The following is a 15,986-nucleotide window of genomic DNA, read 5'->3' on the forward strand; positions in this document are numbered from 1 at the left end:
TGGTACGCGTCAGCCATGGTGGCTCTCCCCGACCGCGTGCATACCGCCGAACGGGGTGGTGACGCCGTCGTAGCGCAGTCGCAGCATCATCCCCTGGTGGGCGTGCGGCAGGTTGTGGCAGTGGTTCATCCAGATGCCCGGGTTCGACGCCCGGAACACGACCTCCCACACCTCACCGGGCTGGACGTCGAAGGTGTCGACCCACAGCGGACTGCCCGATGCCGGTTGCCCGTCCCGGGACAGCACCAGCACCGGATGACCGTGCAGGTGCCAGGGGTGGGTTTCCAGGCTCCGGTTGACCACGGTGAACCGGACGACGTCGCCTTCGACGACGAGCTGGTCGGGGATCGACGGGTGGCCGCGGCCGTTGACGGTTTGCGCGTACGCCGGTGAGCCGTCGACCATCGCCACGCCGCGGTCGAGGACCAGGGTGAAGTGCCGGTCGGCAGCGGCGGTGCGCAACGCGACGGGGACCGGCTTTCCGTAGGTCAGCAGGTCGAGTTCGGGCCATCCGGCGACGTCCTGCGCGGCCCGATCACCGTCGGGCGCACCGGCCTGGGGCCGCAACCACACCGCGTCGACGCGGTCGTCGAGCACCAGCGCCACAGGGGTGCTCGGCATGGTGAACACCAGGTCGTAGCGCCCGGCTGCGGGCAGGCGCAGTCTGGTCTGGCTGAGCTCGCCAGGCTGCTCGAGGTCGCGACCGTCGACGGCGACCACCCGGAACGGCGTGCCCGCCAGCGCGAACCGGTGCGGATCGGAGTCGGTGTTGATCAGCCGCAGCCGGACTTCGGTGCCCGCTGGTGCGATGTGTTCGGCGCCGGTGATCGTGGCGGTGCCGTCGAAGGTGTGCACGGGCAGGGTGAGATCCAACTGTTTGGTGTCCTCCTGGGGTTTCACGACGAGGGCGCCGTAGAGCCCCCGGCGCACGCCCAGGTGCGACGCGTAATGCGTGTGGTACCAGTAGGTTCCGACCTGGTCGGCGCGAAACCGGTAGACGAACTCGCCGCCGGGGGGCACGACGTCCTGGGTGACGCCGTCCACACCGTCCTCCCCGCACGGCACGTCGTAGCCGTGCCAGTGCAGGGTCACCCCGCCGTCGATGTCGTGGTTGACCAGTTTCACCTCGATGAGATCGCCGCGGATCGCCGTGATCGGCGGGCCGGGCAGCGTGCCGTCGAAGGTCCACGCATCGAAGTCGCGTCCGGATTCCAGGCGGACAGCGGCTTTCCGCGCGGTCAGCACGTGTTCGCGCCGAACCCCGCCCGGCGTAGGCGCGTCGGGGCCCCGCAGGTCCGTCACCGACACGGCCGCGCGCGAAGCCGGACCTGGCCCGCCCCCGTCGGTCACCGCTTCTCCCGGCCGCACCGACAATCCGGCGCCGGCACCGGTCGCACCGACCACGACCACGCCACCGGCGACGCCGAGGAAGCGGCGGCGCGAAACCTCCGGCCGAGCCGGTTGTTCGACCGAGGTCGGTGTCGCCACCACTCGGACGGTCAGCAACGCGCCGGCGACCACGAGCGCGATCGTGATCAGCGCGGTCGCCAGGGTCAGCGGGTATCCGGCAAGGAAGGTCACCACAAATCCCGCCAGCGCGGCGAAAGCCGCGGTGAACAGCGCGGTGACGCTTGCGGTACCAGCGATTTCCCGAGCACCTGCGGCTTGCGCGCACAGCCGGGGCCCGGCGATCACCGCGGCGGCCAACGCCGCCACCGCGAGCATCGGGAGCCCGAGCAACACCTTCTCCTGCACGAACCACCACCCGCGACCGGCCAGCACCGCCACCGAAGCCACCCGGGTCACCGTCACCAGCAGTCCCGCACCCAGGAGAACGAAGGCTGTCCTGGCGCGCCGCTGCGCCGTGGTGATACCCGCTGCGAACCACGCGATGACGCTCAACAGCGCGATGGCGTGGTCCAGGACGATCCAGGCGGTCGTCGTCATGGCACCAGTTGCTTCGATTCGGCCGGTTGCCACGAAATCCGCTGCGACTGTCGCACGATCATCCCGATCACACCAATGATGGCCAGCCCGTTGAGCGCGTGCAGTCCGAAGATGAAGTGGCCCGCGCTCGATCCCTCGCCGAAGGATTTGGCCACTTCCCGGATCACCGACTGGAGGAGCACCAACCCGGCGACCAGACCCGCCATCCCAATGAGCCGTCCCGGCATCCGCGCAGCGACGGCGCCGATCACGACGATGACCGCGAGGACGAGAATCGCATTGCCCAGCACGCGATGCGGCTGGAAGGCCTCTTCGGTGGGCGCACTGTCGAACGCGCCGCTAGCCGCCAGGTAGAACTGCACGAGGACGGCGAGCAGCAGAAGGGCCGCCAAACCGGTGAAGACTTTTCTCATGCCGTTGATCGTCGCGCCGACCCGGCGTGCACCGCGTCCGGCGACGAGTGGCGGCGACTACGTGAATGCGCGTATGCGCCGTGCGCTCGATTACGTTGATCGTCGTAGCCGTTCGCGCTCCCGAACGGCGGTGGAAAGCCCCGCCGATGCCCTACGATCTCGGTATGAACCTGCGGGAGATCGCGCGACAGCCGGCTGCTTGGTTCTCGCGTCTCCCGGCCTGGCTCGTGGACGTCCTGCTAGCGCTGCTGGTCACGATGATCCAGATCCTGAGCGTCGCGGACTACGGCGCACCCCAGCCCGCCGCCAGGCCGATCTCGGACCTCGGATACGCGGGCCTCGCCCTGCTGATCGTGAGCGGCCTGGTCGTCATTGCCCGCCGCCGGTACCCGGTGTTGGTGTTCGCGATCACCGGTCTGGTGAGCCTGATCTACTTCTCCCTCGGCTTCCCCGAAGGGTTGGCCTGTCTCGGCCTGTTTGTCGCCATGTACACGCTTGCCACCTACGGCGACGGGCGCCGGTCACTGCTGATCGCCGCTGCCGGGACCACCGTGCTCTCCGTCGGCTGGCTGGTCGCCGGGGCGGACGTCGAGCCGAGCGTGGCCATCGGCTGGGTGTTCGTCCGGATCGGCGGGGCGGTGATCAGCATGACGCTCGGCGAGTCCGTCCGGTCCCGCCGGGTGATCGCGGCCGACGCGCAGGAACGGGCGGAACTTGCGGAACGCTCCCGCGAGGAGGAGGCCAGGGCCCGCGTCGATGCCGAACGGCTGCGCATCGCCCGCGAAGTCCACGACACCGTGGCGCACGCCATCGCCATCATCAACGTGCAGTCCGGGGTCACCGCGCACGTGCTCGACAAACGACCGGAACAGGCCCGCGAAGCGCTGCGCACCATCGAGCAGACCAGTTCGCGAGCGCTGCGCGAGATGCGCACCATCCTCGGCGTGCTGCGCGAAGGCGACGACCGCGAACCCTCTCCCGGCCTCGACCAGATCCACGAGCTCACCGGCAAGGCCCGCGAGGCCGGGCTCGACATCGCCGTCGAACAGGCCTCGCCGGTCACGCCGCTGCCGAGCGCGGTCGGCAGCGTCGCGTACCGCATCGTGCAGGAATCGATCACCAACGTGATCCGCCACGTCGGCCCGACGCGGGTGACGGTGGCGCTCGAACCCAGCATCGACGCCCTGCGGATCCGGGTGGTCGACGAGGGGCGCCGCGACACCGCACCCGCCCCAGCCCGCGGAGCGTCGACCGGCCGCGGGATCGTCGGGATGCGTGAGCGCTGCCGGCTGCTCGGCGGCGATTTCGACGCGAAGTCGCGCCCCGGTGGCGGTTTCGAGGTCACGGCCCTGCTGCCGCTCGCCTCGGTCGGGGCGCGCTCGTGAACTCGACGCCGCAGATCGAGGTGCTGCTCGCCGACGACGAACGACTGGTCCGGTCCGGGTTCAAAGTCCTGCTCGACCTGGAGGACGACATCGCGGTGGTCGGTGAGGCCACCAACGGCGCGGAGGCGGTTGAGCTGTCCCGCGCCACCCGCCCCGACGTGGTCCTCATGGACATCCGCATGCCGGGGCTGGACGGGATCCTCGCCACCCGCCAGATCGCCGAGACCGACGGGCTGGAGCAGGTCAAGATCCTCATCCTCACCACCTACGACACCGACGAGAACGTCTTCGAAGCTCTGCAGGCGGGAGCCAGCGGTTTCCTGCTCAAGGACGCGGGCCCGGCCGAACTCCTGCACGCCATCCGGGTGATCGCGGCCGGCGACGCGCTGCTCGCGCCGCGGATCACCCGCCGCCTCATCGACCACTTCACCACGCAGCGCCGGGCCGCCAAGTCCGGCGAGGACCGGCTCGCAGTGCTGACCGTCCGCGAACGCGAAGTGCTCACCCTGGTCGGGCAGGGCATGAGCAACGACGAGATCGGTGCCGCGTTGTTCCTCAGCCCGGCGACCGCGCGCACGCACGTCAGCCGCACGATGGGGAAGCTGGGTGCGCGCGACCGAGCACAGCTGGTCGCGATCGCCTACCAGACCGGCCTCAGCCAGTTCACCGAGTAGGGACACCAGCGGAAAGGAACCGGCAAGAGTTCGGCCGCGGTCGACGGGCAGCTGTCACGATCGGCCGATGAGTCAGTCCGCTCTCGGTGTTCGTTCCCTGGACCTCACCGATCCGGCCACCTTCGTCGAGAACGACATCCACGAGTTCTGGCGGGCAGTGCGCGCGGAACACCCCGTCTTCTGGCACGAGCCCACCGACCGGTATCCCGGTTTCTGGGTGGTGTCGCGGTATTGCGACATCCAGTCGCTCTACCACCACGAAGCCCTGAGCTCCGCCCGCGGCAATGTCCTCGACGTCGTCCTGCGCGGCGACGACTCCGCGGGCGGGAGCATGCTGGCGGTCACCGATGGCGAGCGGCACCGGAACCTGCGCGCTCTCCTGTGGAGCGCCTTCACCCCTCGCGTTCTCGGCGAGGTCGTCGAGAAGGTCGAGCGGCGCACCACCGAGCTGATCTCCTCCGTCGTCGGGCTGGACTCGTTCGACTTCGCCGCCGAGGTAGCCGAGCAGATCCCGATGAGCACGATCTGCGATCTGCTGTCCATCCCGGACGCGGACCGCGGAGAGCTGTTGCGGTGGAACAAGATGGCGCTCTCGTCGGACCACGCCGACGGCAGCGAGCTCGATGCGCTCAGCGCACGCAACGAGATCATCCTCTACTTCGTGGAACTGGCCGAGGAACGGCGGGCGAACCCCGGCAGCGACGTCATCAGCATGCTCGCGACCGCGACGGTCGAAGGTCGTCAGCTCACCGTCGAAGAACTCGCGGTCAACTGCTACAGCCTCATCCTCGGCGGCGACGAAACGTCCCGGATATCGGCGATCTGCGCGGTGCTGGCGCTGATCGAGCACCCGGCCCAGTGGCGCGCGCTGCAGGACGGTGCGGTCTCCTTCGAGTCGGCGGTGGAGGAAGCCCTCCGCTGGGCGACACCGGGGATCCACTTGGCTCGCACCGCTGTCCGGGATCTCGACCTGTGCGGGCACGAGGTGCGCAGCGGCGACATCGTCACGTTGTGGAACGTCTCGGCCAACAACGACGAGTCGGTGTTCCACGAACCGCGCCGGTTCACCCTGGCCCGCTCCCCCAACAAGCACCTCGCGTTCGGCCGCGGCCCGCACTACTGCCTGGGCGCCTTCCTCGGCCGAGCCGAACTGCGGGCGCTGCTGAACGCCCTGGTCGCCGGGGTCGGGCGGATGGAGCTGCGCGGCGCGCCCCGACCCATCTACTCGACCTTCCTCACCGGCTACGAAAGCCTGCCGGTGCACTTCGAACGCACCTGACGCGCCCCCTGCCCGTGGCGTCCACACAGGAGCGGGTCCCGTCACGGCGGAACGAAACCACGTCCGAGATCGCACTCCCGAAGTCCCGAGGTAACGATGAGAAAAAATGTCTGCGTCATCGGTGCAGGCCCGTCCGGCCTGGTTGCGGCGAAAGAACTGCTGGCCGAAGATCATTCAGTGACCTGCTTCGAACGCAGCGCCGATCTCGGTGGGGTGTTCCGCTCGGGAGCCGGCCCGGACGAACCCGGGCACTACGATTCGACGTTGCTCACCATCTCCAACTACATGATGGCCTTCTCCAGCTTCCCGCCGCCGGAGCACCAGGAGCGGCGGTACTGGACTGCAAGCGAATACCGGCAGTACCTCCGGGATTTCGCGGCGGAGTTCGGCATCGGCCCCACCATCCGCTACCGGATGGACGTGTTGAGCGTGGCGAAGGACGAGCGCGGCGGCTACGCCGTCGAGGTCGCACCGGTGGACGATCCCGCGGCCAGGGCCGTGCACCGCTTCGACGCGGTGGTCGTCTCCACCGGCACCCACCGGGTCCCGAACTACCTCGAGCTGCCGGGGCAGGACGACTTCGCCGGAGAGATCGTGCACTCGGCCTACTACCGGAACCCCGAGCGGTTCCGCGGTCTGCGGGTGCTCTGCGTGGGGATCGGGGAGACCGGATCGGACGTCGCGAACGAAGTCGCCCGGGTCGCGCAGAGTTGCACGTTGTCGGTGCGCCGCCACCAACCGGTCGTCGCCCGGTACCCGGGAGGCCGCGGGCACACCAACGACACCTATACGACATACATGCTGAACTCGGTGCCCCTGCGGGCCGCCAGCGCCGTCCAACGGGTGCAGGCAAAGCTGGGCCGCAAGCACGGCAAGTCGGCCGCGGGCAAGGCGGTGGCCGACTGGAACTCGAAGAACAGGCACTTCTTCAACCACTTCCTGACCAAGAACGAATCGTTTCTGCACCGCGTCGTCGACGGCACGCTGACGGTCAACTCGGCGGGCATCGAGCGGATCGGCGCGGACCACGTGCTGTTCAAGGACGGTCAGCTGGAGCAGATCGACACGATCGTCCTGAACACGGGCTACGTCGAGGACTTCGACATCCTCAAGGACGTGCGCGTCGACGACGTGCGCACGATGTACAAGCACATGATCCACCCGGATCTGGGCACCGGCATCGTCTTCATTGGCTGGGCCCGGCCCGCCGCTGGTGGGGTTCCGGCGTGCTCCGAAATGCAGAGCCGCTACTTCGCCCTGCTGTGCAGCGGCAAGAAGAAGCTGCCGACGCCCGCGCGGCTCAAAGCGCTCACCGCGCGGCAAACGGCCTACGAGGACGAGGTCTTCTTCGGTAACCCCGGGGTGCGGACGCTGGTGCACTACAACAACTACATGATCGATTTCGCGGAGGTGCTGGGGTGCTCGCCGTGGCGCCGGGCCCTCCTCCGGGATCCTCGGTTGGCCTTCCGGTTGTGGTGCGGCTCGCAAGTACCCACCGTCTACCGGTTGTTCGGTCCGCACAGCGATCACGCGGCAGCGCGGCGGACCGTCCTGAGCCTGCCGTCGGGGTTTACGACTCCCGAGATCGTCTTCGGGGCCGTGCTCATCGGCGTTTCCCGCGTACTGACCGCGATGGGCCTGATGAAGCGGGATCCGACCTACTGACGAACGGGCGGGCGCCGCTCGCGCAGCTGCGCCCGACCTGCCCCCCGTTACCTAATGACTTCCGAACGGCCCGCTGAGGTTGGGTGAAGCCTCCCTGTTACCTGACCCGTTCGAGGTCTCGAAAAAGAGCGGCAGCTCGGTCCCAGTGAGTCGTTCCCAGCTCGGCATCGCGCGGACGCCTGGCCCGTTTCGGGACTCTGAGTCCTCACGCCAGACCGGTCGACGATGTGGTGCCGTGCGGCGGTGGCCTGGTGCGTTGATGTCATGCCTGAGCACCTCGGGGGCTTCGAGCCCTCCTGCAAGACCGGCAGGCACGGCGTGTCGGGCCACCACCGCGATCTTGCGAGACCAGGTTGGTGTACGTGGTTCGAGCCCGCCCGCACGGTGGATGCCTTGTTTTTCGGGAGCCTTCGAGCTCTGACGCGAAGACTGGTCGCCGTGCGGGTCGCTGGGATCGCGAACAGCTCATCGGAGGGAAGGCCATCGAGCCTCGTCATTAGGGCGCTGCGCGTTCTCGCTGGGTCTCTGACCAGTAGGGATACGGCCGACTGGAGGTATCGGGTTGAAACTGTTCTGCGGGATCGACTGGGCGGAAGGCCATCACGACCTGGCCGTGGTCGACGCCGAAGGCGCGCTCAAAGCCAAGAAACGCATCAACGAGGATGTCGATGGCTTCGCCGAACTGACAGAGCTACTCGCCGAACTTGGTGACACTGACGAAAACCCGATACCGGTCGCGATCGAGACACCACGCGGCCTGCTGGTCGCCGCGCTGCGCGCCACCGGTCGTCCCGTTTTCGCGATCAACCCGATGGCGGTAGCCCGCTACCGGGAGCGCTACTCGGTTGCCCGAACCAAGTCCGACCACGCCGACGCCATGACCTTGGCGAACATCCTGCGGGTCGATGCCCACATGCACCGCCGGGTCCCGGCTGACAGCGACCTGGCGCAGGCCATCGCCGTGCTCGCGAGAGCCCAGCAGGACGCGATCTGGCGCCGCACCAAGGCAAGCAACGAGCTGCGTTCGGTGCTGAGGGAGTACTACCCGACTTTCCTGGATGCCTTCGCCGGCAAGTCGGCGACGAACCTCGCCACCCCTGAAGCCCGCGAAATCCTGGCGATCGTGCCGACTCCTGCAGCCGCGGCGAAGCTGTCGAAGGCTCGCATCGCCGCCGCGCTGCGCCGCGCCGGCCGCAGCCGCAACATCGACCAGACCGCCGCCGAGATCAAAGAGCAACTTCGCAAGCAGCAGCTCCACCAACCGTCGCTGGTGGAGGAAGCCTTCGGCCGCCAGGTCCTCGCCCTGCTGGTCACGTTGAACGCCGCCTGCATCGGTGCTGACGAACTCGGCGAGGCCGCTGCTGAGGCGTTCCGTCAGCACCCCGATTACGGGATCATCACCAGCTTTCCCGGGCTCGCGGACTCCACTGGAGCACGTCTGCTGGCCGAGATCGGCGATGACCGGTCCCGCTTCGCCGATGCTCGCGCGCTCAAGGCATACGCCGGGTCCGCGCCCGTGACCAGGGCTTCTGGTCGGTCGATCTCCATCACCTACCGGCGGATCAAGAACGACCGGTTGGCCGCCGTCGGCTGGCTGTGGGCGTTCATCGCCTCCACGCACTGCGAACCCGCCAAAGCCCACTACCGGCGACGACGAGACCACGGTGACCGTCACTCCACGGCCTTGCGTCACCTGTTCAACCGGATGCTCGGCCAGCTTTACCACTGCCTGCAAACGGGCGAGACCTACGACGAGGCCAAAGCCTTCCTCCCGCCGCGCACAACACCCGCCAAACCGGCCGCTGCTTGACGGTTAGCAAGATCGGAGGTCTTTTTCGTGGCTCTGATCAAGAGCCCTGGTCGCCAGGCCTGGCATGACTTTGTCCCCCAGTCGAACGGATGATCCGGGGGGGTCACCGGGCCTGGTGGCATCGGTGGACCGCTAATAGAGACATGGCCGCCCGCGGGGTAGGTCTCGTCGTAACGTGGCTGCCGGCCGTCGGTGCCTGACTGGTGACCAGCAACCTCGACACGAAGGACATGGTCGATGACCAGCACATACGGCGTGTTCCTCGGCCTGGATGTCGGCAAGGGCGAGCACCATGCCGTGGGCCTGGACCCCGCCGGGAAACGCCTGCACGACGGGCCGTTGCCCAACAGCGAACCGAAACTGCGAGCACTGTTCGACAAGCTCGCCGCCCACGGACCACTGCTGGTCGTGGTCGATCAACCGGCCACGATCGGCGCGTTGCCGGTCGCCCTCGCCCGGGCCTGCGGGCACCAGGTCGCCTACCTGCCCGGCCTGGCCATGCGTCGCATCGCCGATCTCTACCCGGGCAACGCCAAAACCGACGCCCGCGATGCCTTCGTGATCGCTGATGCCGCCCGCACCTTGCCCCACACCCTGCGGCAGGTCGACGTCGGTGACGATGCGCTGGCCGAACTCGGCGTGCTGATCGGGTTCGATGACGACCTGGCCGCTGAGGCCACCCGGATCAGCAACCGCATCCGCGGCCTGCTCACCGGCATCCACCCGGCCCTCGAACGCGCCCTGGGACCTCGCGTCACCCACTCCGCGGTGCTGGAACTCCTGGCCCGCTGCGGCGGCCCGATCGGCCTGGCCAACACCAGCCGCCGCAAACTGATCTCGATCGCGACCAAAAACGCGCCCCGCATGGGCCAGCGACTCGTTGACGACCTGCAAGCGGCCCTGGCCGAGCAGACCGTCGTGGTTCCCGGCGCCGCTGCAGCCGACATGGTGCTGCCGCGACTGGCCGAGAGCCTGAAAACCGTGCTGGAACAACGGAAAGCACTCGCCGCCGAGGCCGAGGGGATACTTGATGCGCACCCTCTTGCCGAGGTCCTGACCTAATAACACCCGAACGGCCCGAGGCGGGACTTCAGGAAGCCTCGAACCAACACGACCGCTGAGGCCTCTCATGAGAACGGCACTGCGGTCCGCTCGGGTCGTTCACCCCAGCTCGTGTTCTGCTGACGCCTGACGATACCTAGGGCTGCGAGCCCTCTCACTAAGACAGCGCTGACGGCAGAACACGTTGGGTGACGGTGGTTCCTTCCGCTCCTGGCGGCACGCCTTGTCCTGACCACGGACGTTCGAGTCCTTCATCGAGATGGGCACCGTCAGGGGCGGTCGGACCACCATCACCTGCCTGATCAACGATGTTGCTCGTGGTTCGAGCCCGTCCGTGCGGTGGATCCCTCGCTAACCGGGAGCCTTGCGAGCTCTGACGAGAAGACCGGAACCGCCCGGATCGCTGGGATCGCGAACGGCTCAATCGGAGGGAAGGCCACAGAGCCTCGTTATTAGGGCGCCGCGCGTTCTCGCCAGGGCTATGACCAGCCTGAACAACGCTGACGGAAGGCAGGCAAGTTGAACGTATTCTGCGGGATCGACTGGGCTGAGGACCATCACGACGTCGCCCTGGTCGACACCGATGGAGCACTGGTAGCCAAGCGCCGCATCGGCGAGTCCGCCGAAGGGTTCACTGAGCTACTCGCACTCCTGGCCGAAGCCGGCGATAACCCCGAGGATCCGATCCCGGTTGCAATCGAGACGCCTCGCGGATTGCTGGTCGCAGCTCTGCGGGAGACGGGCCGGGCGATTTACGCGATCAACCCGATGGCCGTGGCCCGTTACCGCGAGCGTCACTCGGTGTCCCGGAAGAAGTCCGATCACATCGACGCGATGACGCTGGCCAACATCCTGCGCACTGATGCACATGCTCACCGCGCGCTGCCCGCCGACACCGAGCTCGCCCGCGCCATTGCCGTGCTCGCCCGAGCGGCCCAAGACGCGATCTGGCGCCGCACCAAGGCCACACAGGAACTCCGGTAAGTACTTCGGGAGTACTACCCCGGATTCCTCGCCGCTTTTGCCCGCGGCGGTGCCACCAACCTTGCCAGCCCTGAAGCCCGGGAAATCCTAGCGATCGCCCCGACCCCAGCCGCCGGAGCGAAGCTGTCCAAGACCCGCATCGTCGCCGCGCCGCGCAGAGCCGGCCGTCAACGCGGGATCGACGCATTGGCCGTCGAAATTCAACAGGCGCTGCGCAAACCACAGATCCGGCAACTGCCGCTGGTCGAGGAAGCGATGGGACGGCAGGCCACCGCGCTGCTGACCACCCTGACGGCCGAGTGCGACAACGCCGAGCAGCTCGGCCAGGCCGCGGTCGAGGCGTTCCAACTGCACCCCGACTACGAGATCATCACCAGTTTCCCCGGCTTGGGTGATCTCAGCGGCGCCCGGCTGCTCGCCGAGATCGGTGACGACCGCGCCCGTTTCACCGATGCCCGCGCCCTCAAGGCATACGCGGGATCCGCCCCCGTGACCAGAGCATCCGGCCGCAGCATCTCGATCACACGCCGCCTAGTCAAAAACGACCGGCTCAACTCCATCGGCTTTCTCTGGGCCTTCGCCAACATCCCCCGACCAGGTCCAGCCAAGGATCACTACGACCGCCGGCGAGCCAACGGAGACCGCCACGCTGCCGCCCTACGCCACCTGTTCAACCGAATGCTCGGCCAGCTCTACCACTGCTTGCAGACCGGCCAAACCTACGACCCGATCAAAGCATTCGGCCACCCAGCAACCTCCGGCGAGAAGGCCGCAGCTTGACCCTTAACAAGATCGGAGGTCTCCATGCCCGGCATCGGGGTCAGGACCGCAGCCCGCATCCTGCTGGAAATCGGTGACGCTTCGGTTTTCGCCAGCTCGGCGCACCTGGCCGCCTACGCCGGCATCGCACCGGTCACCCACCGATCCGGCAGCAGCATCCGCGGCGAACACCCCGCCCGCACCGGCAACCGCAAACTCAGACATGTTGACCGGACTACGGGACGACACGCCGGGGTGATCAGTGTGGGAGCTGGTCGTTGATCGGTAGAAGTCACGCGATCTTTCTGAAGGGAGTTCGCGTGACCTTGTTCGATGAAGTCGAACGGGATGTCGCCCGGATCGTCCTGCCCCAATGGGGCAGAGTGATCCGGGTGGACGAGGCGGTGCCATGGCAAGTCGTCGACGACGACGGGGCGCCCCTAGACCCGATCCGCTGGTACTTCCGGGACTTCGTGGCGCGTGGGCATGCACCGTCGAGCCTGCGCAGCTACGGCTATGACCTGCTGCGCTGGTGGCGATGGCTGCATGCGGTGGAGGTGGACTGGGACAAGGCGGCCTCGGTCGAAGTCCGTGACTACGTGCTCTGGCTGCGGCAGACGCGAAAACCCCGCCGCCATCCTCGTACGCAGTCGGCGGCCACTGCCGGGCAGATCAATCCGGTGACCCGCAAGAAGAACCCCGGCGACGCCTACGAAGCCAGGACCGTGCGGCATTCCAACGCAGTGCTGCGCAGCTTCTACGACTACTGGATTGACCGAGGAGAGGGACCGCTGGTCAATCCCGTCGCCCTGGACCGAGCAGGCCGGCGGGCGAACGCGCACCATAATCCGCTGGAGCCGTTCCGTCCGGAAGGCCGGATCCGCTACAACCCGAAGCTGCCCAAGCAGCAGCCACGAGCGATCCCGGACGAGCACTGGAAGAAGCTGTTCGGCGGCCTGCGGTCGAACCGAGATCGGGCGGTGCTGGAGTTGTCGGTGTCCAACGGCGCCCGCGCCGCAGAACTGCTCGGCATGCGCCCCGTCGATGTCGACTGGGGCGAGCAGAAGGTCCGGGTCTACCGCAAGGGGACCGGGGCTGAGCAGTGGCTTCCGGCCAGCCCGGATGCGTTCGTCTGGCTCCGGCTCTACCTCGCCGACCTCGGCACACCTCTGGAGCCCAACGACCCGTTGTGGTGGACCTTGCGACGTCGGAACCGCGGCGACGGGCTGCAACGGCAGCCGATGAACTACGAGGCCCTACGGGCGGTGCTGCGCCGGGCCAACGTCCTGCTCGGGACGAACTACACCATGCACGACGCCCGCCACACCGCGGCGATCCGCATGCACCGAGACGACACCCTGTCGTTGCGCGACATCCAGGCGATCCTCGGCCACACCCACCTGTCCACGACCGCTGAAACCTACCTGGTCGAAGATCAGGACCAGGTCATCCGGCGTGTCGCTCAGCACTTGGCCGAGCGCGAACAGCGTGCTGCCCAGCCCTCTCCACCGGTCGCGACCGGCTACGACGCTGCTGATCTGTCCGTCCTTTTCGGAGGCATGCTGTGACCACTACCACCCGCGAACCCAGCGGGACACGGCAGTCCAACAGAGCACACCAGCCGTTGTTTTTTCATCACGAGGTCCCTTGCGAACACCCTGTCGGCGCGCTGGACAAGGACTCAAGATCCTCGATTCTCAAACGGCTGCCAAGCATTCCAGGGTGGCCAGAGTCCAAGCCCAACAAGAAGGGCCCTCGCTACCTTGACGGGGCAAGGCGGATTCTGGAATGGCTGGCCAAGCACGACGGCGAGGGATGGCAGGACCGTTGGGAGGCCGCCGACGGGGACACGTTCATCTGGATCGACAACCTCGCTGAGGGACGCTCTACCTGGCGCGAGGGCATGGTTGGTGGATTGCGGTTCCTGCTGTTGGCCCGGGCCATCAGACCCAGCTATGCGTTCTTCAGCCGGTTCATGGCGTGCAGCCTGTTCGATCAGGCGCAGATGGTTCTCGATCCCGCTCTGTTCGCACGTCTGGATGAGCTCGGGTCGGAGCTTGGCTTGACGCTCTACCAGCACCACGAGGCCAAAAAGATCATCGTCAAGCTCACCCTCCATACAGGGAAGTCCGTCAGAGACCTCACTGATCGGGACTTCTTCGAGCTTCGTGCAGCCCAGGTCCAGCTTTACGGGAAGACCGCACACGGGGTGGCTGCTGCATGGGAACTGCTTCGAGGCGCAGGCGTGTTGTCAGTGACCGGTTCGTTGCGGGAGGTGCTGCGACGTGGGCAGCGACCGACCGCAGAGCTGGTCGATTCCTACGGCCTGCGCTGCACGCCGATCCGGGACCTACTCGTTCGCTACCTCAACGAGCGCCGTCCTGGTCTCGACTACGGCTCGTTCCGGCAGCTCGTCAGGAAACTCGCCAAGACCTTCTGGGGTGACATCGAACGACACCACCCTGGGATCGACTCGCTGCACCTCCCTGCAGAGGTCGCCACAGCCTGGAAAGAACGACTGCGGGTCGTGACCAGGCCAGATGGCAGCACCACGCCTCGCAAGGAGTACCACAGCATCTTGATCTCGGTGCAGGCGTTCTACAGCGACGTCCAGGCATGGGCGTTGGAAGACGCCTCCTGGGCTCCGTTCGCGTCGCCATCTCCGATCGCTCGTGGTGAAACCGACGGGATGATCAAACAGAAGAAGGCCACTCAAGCGGTGATGCATCAGAGGATCCGGGACCGGCTACCTCATCTGCCCCGACTGATCGACGCTGCTGAACACCACCGCGAAAGCATGGCCGTGCTCCTGAAAAAGGCCAGCGAGGCCCCAATCGGGACAGAGTTCGAGCACGAAGGAGTCCGCTTCCGGCGACGATCCCAGTACAACCCGATCATCAAGCGCTCCTCCCGGATGGAGGGGGTGTCGGTGGTGCTCGCTGAAGAGCTCGACACCGGCACCCTGGTGAATCTCACCCATGCTGAAGACGAGGCGTTCTGGGCCTGGGCGATGGTGGAAACGTTGCGGCACACAGGGATTCGCATTGAGGAGCTGCTGGAGCTCACTCACCTGGCGTTGGTGCAGTATCGGCTGCCAGACACCGGCGAAGTCGTCCCCTTGTTGCAGATCGTGCCGTCGAAGTCGAACGAGGAACGACTCCTGCTGATCAGCCCGGAGCTGGCCAGCGTCCTAGCAACGATCATCACTCGCCTGCGCGCTCAGAACGGCGGCAACATCCCTACCGTCAGCCGCTACGACCCCACCGAGAAGATCCACGGGCCCCCGCTCCCACACCTGTTTCAACGCAGGACGCAGCGAAGTAGCGGGCGCAGCACCCCGATCAGCCAAAACGGTGTCTATCGACTGCTACAGCAGGTGGTCGACCACGCGGGGATCACCGACAACACCGGCCAACCGCTGAACTACCTTCCCCATGACTTTCGGAGGCTCTTCACCACCGAGGCCGTGACCGGTGGGCTTCCAGTGCACATCGCAGCCAAGCTGCTCGGCCACCACCACATCAGCACCACCGAGTCCTACCTGGCGGTGTTCCAGAACGAGCTGATCCGCACCTATCGAGCCTTCCTCGACAAACGCCGCGCCACCTGGCCAGTCGAGGAATACCGCGAACCCACCGACGCCGAGTGGCAGGAATTCCACCAGCACTTCCACCAGCGCAAACTTGAACTCGGCACCTGCGGACGTCCCTACGGAAGCCCCTGCCAGCACGAACATGCCTGCGTTCGCTGTCCCATGCTGAGGATGGACCCCAAGCAGCGAGGCCGGCTGGTCGAGATCATCCACAACCTCAGCGAACGCATCCAGGAAGCCAAGCTCAACGGCTGGCTCGGCGAAGTCCAAGGACTCAACACCAGCCTGGAAGCCGCGAAGAAGAAGCTCGTCAGCCTCGACCGCAGCACACAACGCGCCCAAGCCAACGGCGGCAACGGTCCTACCCTGCTCGGGATTTCCACTATCGGCACGTCCTCGAACTGACCCGAATGCCA

9 protein-coding genes and 3 pseudogenes are annotated in these 15,986 nt (G+C 66.9%); 10 read left to right on the plus strand and 2 right to left on the minus strand.

Annotated elements, in window-relative coordinates; genetic code table 11:
* Positions 1 to 9 precede the first annotated feature (9 nt).
* The gene (locus ACWCO2_RS08060) at positions 10 to 1,947 is read right to left on the minus strand and encodes a multicopper oxidase family protein (RefSeq protein WP_450126982.1); all 1,938 of its coding nucleotides are present in this window, start codon (positions 1,945 to 1,947) and stop codon (positions 10 to 12) included.
* On the minus strand, positions 1,944 to 2,360 hold the full coding sequence (locus ACWCO2_RS08065; RefSeq protein WP_450126983.1) for a DUF6220 domain-containing protein: 417 nt from the start codon (positions 2,358 to 2,360) through the stop codon (positions 1,944 to 1,946). The genes ACWCO2_RS08060 and ACWCO2_RS08065 overlap by 4 nt, the downstream gene beginning before the upstream one ends.
* Positions 2,361 to 2,524: 164 nt before the next feature.
* On the opposite strand from ACWCO2_RS08065, the gene ACWCO2_RS08070 reads away from it, so the two are divergent.
* The 10 genes and pseudogenes from ACWCO2_RS08070 to ACWCO2_RS08115 all read left to right on the plus strand — a co-directional run bounded on the left by ACWCO2_RS08070 (position 2,525) and on the right by ACWCO2_RS08115 (position 15,975).
* Positions 2,525 to 3,745, plus strand: a complete 1,221-nt coding sequence (locus ACWCO2_RS08070) for a sensor histidine kinase (protein ID WP_450126984.1) — start codon at positions 2,525 to 2,527, stop codon at positions 3,743 to 3,745.
* The gene (locus ACWCO2_RS08075) at positions 3,742 to 4,419 is read left to right on the plus strand and encodes a response regulator transcription factor (protein ID WP_450126985.1); all 678 of its coding nucleotides are present in this window, start codon (positions 3,742 to 3,744) and stop codon (positions 4,417 to 4,419) included. Before ACWCO2_RS08070 ends, ACWCO2_RS08075 begins: the two co-directional genes overlap by 4 nt.
* 67 nt (positions 4,420 to 4,486) lie before the next feature.
* A complete protein-coding gene (locus tag ACWCO2_RS08080; RefSeq protein WP_450126986.1) occupies positions 4,487 to 5,698 on the plus strand; it encodes a cytochrome P450 in 1,212 nt (403 codons plus the stop codon).
* A 96-nt stretch (positions 5,699 to 5,794) separates the two neighbouring features.
* The gene (locus ACWCO2_RS08085; protein WP_450126987.1) at positions 5,795 to 7,363 is read left to right on the plus strand and encodes a flavin-containing monooxygenase; all 1,569 of its coding nucleotides are present in this window, start codon (positions 5,795 to 5,797) and stop codon (positions 7,361 to 7,363) included.
* Positions 7,364 to 7,925: 562 nt separating this feature from the next.
* On the plus strand, positions 7,926 to 9,173 hold the full coding sequence (locus tag ACWCO2_RS08090) for an IS110 family transposase (RefSeq protein WP_450126988.1): 1,248 nt from the start codon (positions 7,926 to 7,928) through the stop codon (positions 9,171 to 9,173).
* 237 nt (positions 9,174 to 9,410) lie between these two features.
* Positions 9,411 to 10,232 (plus strand): annotated as a pseudogene (locus tag ACWCO2_RS08095) (IS110 family transposase); the annotation flags it as partial.
* A 522-nt stretch (positions 10,233 to 10,754) separates the two neighbouring features.
* Positions 10,755 to 11,999: pseudogene (locus ACWCO2_RS08100) on the plus strand (IS110 family transposase).
* Positions 12,000 to 12,017: 18 nt separating this feature from the next.
* Positions 12,018 to 12,200 (plus strand): annotated as a pseudogene (locus tag ACWCO2_RS08105) (IS110 family transposase); the annotation flags it as partial.
* Between the two features lie 98 nt (positions 12,201 to 12,298).
* A complete protein-coding gene (locus ACWCO2_RS08110; RefSeq protein ID WP_450126989.1) occupies positions 12,299 to 13,546 on the plus strand; it encodes a tyrosine-type recombinase/integrase in 1,248 nt (415 codons plus the stop codon).
* Positions 13,543 to 15,975 carry a tyrosine-type recombinase/integrase gene (locus tag ACWCO2_RS08115; RefSeq protein WP_450126990.1) on the plus strand — a complete coding sequence of 811 codons (2,433 nt, stop codon included), beginning with the start codon at positions 13,543 to 13,545 and terminating at the stop codon, positions 15,973 to 15,975. Before ACWCO2_RS08110 ends, ACWCO2_RS08115 begins: the two co-directional genes overlap by 4 nt.
* The last annotated feature ends 11 nt before the right edge of the window (positions 15,976 to 15,986 follow it).

The sequence above is a fragment of the Saccharopolyspora sp. NPDC002376 genome, assembly GCF_053593195.1.

What these genes read in the sequence shown, in the direction of transcription:
- ACWCO2_RS08085 (WP_450126987.1), top strand. Translation starts at nt 5,795, where the DNA reads ATGAGAAAAAATGTCTGCGTCATCGGTGCAGGCCCGTCCGGCCTGGTT.
- ACWCO2_RS08080 (WP_450126986.1), top strand. Translation starts at nt 4,487, where the DNA reads ATGAGTCAGTCCGCTCTCGGTGTTCGTTCCCTGGACCTCACCGATCCG.
- ACWCO2_RS08060 (WP_450126982.1), bottom strand. Translation starts at nt 1,947, where the DNA reads ATGACGACGACCGCCTGGATCGTCCTGGACCACGCCATCGCGCTGTTG.
- ACWCO2_RS08065 (WP_450126983.1), bottom strand. Translation starts at nt 2,360, where the DNA reads ATGAGAAAAGTCTTCACCGGTTTGGCGGCCCTTCTGCTGCTCGCCGTC.
- ACWCO2_RS08070 (WP_450126984.1), top strand. Translation starts at nt 2,525, where the DNA reads ATGAACCTGCGGGAGATCGCGCGACAGCCGGCTGCTTGGTTCTCGCGT.